Source organism: Bacillus sp. UNC438CL73TsuS30, assembly GCF_000482325.1.
Lineage (GTDB): Bacteria > Bacillota > Bacilli > Bacillales > Cytobacillaceae > Neobacillus.
The window spans coordinates 1-1,436 of sequence record NZ_AXVA01000050.1; the positions used below are offsets into that span (position 1 = coordinate 1).

General features: G+C 36.8%; 1 protein-coding gene. It reads left to right on the top strand.

All coding sequences use genetic code 11. The features are described 5' to 3' along the window. Window positions 1–56 precede the first annotated feature (56 nt). Window positions 57–1,405 (top strand): IS3 family transposase gene (locus M028_RS32115; protein WP_155925604.1). Its coding sequence is split into 2 segments (ribosomal slippage): window positions 57–501 and window positions 501–1,405, totalling 1,350 coding nucleotides; the frame shifts between segments, so codons are not numbered across the junction. The last annotated feature ends 31 nt before the right edge of the window (window positions 1,406–1,436 follow it).

The following is a 1,436-nucleotide window of genomic DNA, read 5'->3' on the forward strand; positions in this document are numbered from 1 at the left end:
TGAACTGCACCCCAATTGTTAGACGCACAACTAACAATTGGAGGTGCAGTTTTTATATGGCTAAATTTAATTTAGAGGAAAAAATAGAAGCAGTTATTCGTTATCAACAGGGATCGGAGGGGGTAAAATTTATAGCGAAATCCATAGGAGTACATCACACGGTTTTATTAAATTGGATTAAACAAGTTGAACATCATGGTGCAGATGCTTTTATTAAACCCTATACATCTTATACAACAGAGTTTAAACTAGACGTACTAAACTATATAAAAGAGACAGGGACGTCTATAAGAGAAACTGCTGCAATATTTAACATTGCAACACATAGTACCATTCAAAAATGGCAAAAAGGTTTCGAATTACATGGAATAGACGCCCTAAAACCAACACAAAAGGGGCGTCCACCAATGAAAAAAGAAACAAACAAACCTCAACCATTAGAAGGATCAGAAGAGGCGTTACGAGCTGAAATCGAGCGTTTGCGCATGGAGAATGCCTATTTAAAAAAGTTGAATGCCTTAATTCAGGAAAAGGAAAGATTACAGAACAAGACAAAGCGCAGGTAATCTATGAATTAAGGCATGAGTTTAAGGTAACTGATCTTGTAAAGGTAGCTGGTATTGCGCGTAGCACATATTATTACTGGATAAAACAAATGAATCGTCCAGACAAGTATCAAGAAATTAAAGAATTAATAAAGTGTATTTTTGAAGAACATCAAGGACGATATGGATATCGTCGAATCACATTGGAATTGCGTAATCGGGGCATTAAAATCAATCATAAAACAGTCCGACGATTGATGAATGAAATGGGATTAAAATGCCTTGTACGCATGAAAAAATATCGTTCTTACCGTGGAAAGGTAGGGAAAATTGCCCCTAATATCTTGGAGCGCGATTTCACAGCATCAGAGCCAAATGAGAAGTGGGTAACGGACGTAACGGAATTCCATCTATACGGGGAGAAGCTATATTTGTCCCCTGTTCTTGATTTATATAACGGAGAAATCATCGCTTATAGCATGGAAAAACGTCCGGTTTATCAACTTGTTTCAAAAATGATGGATAGAGCTTTAGAACGTTTAAAAGATGGAGACGCCCCCATCCTCCATTCTGATCAAGGTTGGCATTATCAAATGAAGCAGTACCAACATACTTTGAAAGAACATGGGATTACTCAAAGTATGTCAAGGAAGGGGAATTGCTTAGATAACGCAGTCATGGAGAATTTCTTTGGCTTATTAAAGTCTGAATTACTCTATTTGAAAGAATTTGAGAGCATGGAGCATTTTAAAGTAGAATTAGAGAAATATATTTATTACTATAATCACAAACGGATTAAGGCAAAATTAAAAGGCATGAGTCCGGTTCAATACCGAACTCATGCCCAAGTAGCTGCCTAAACTTCGTGTCTAACTTTTTGGGTTCAGATCA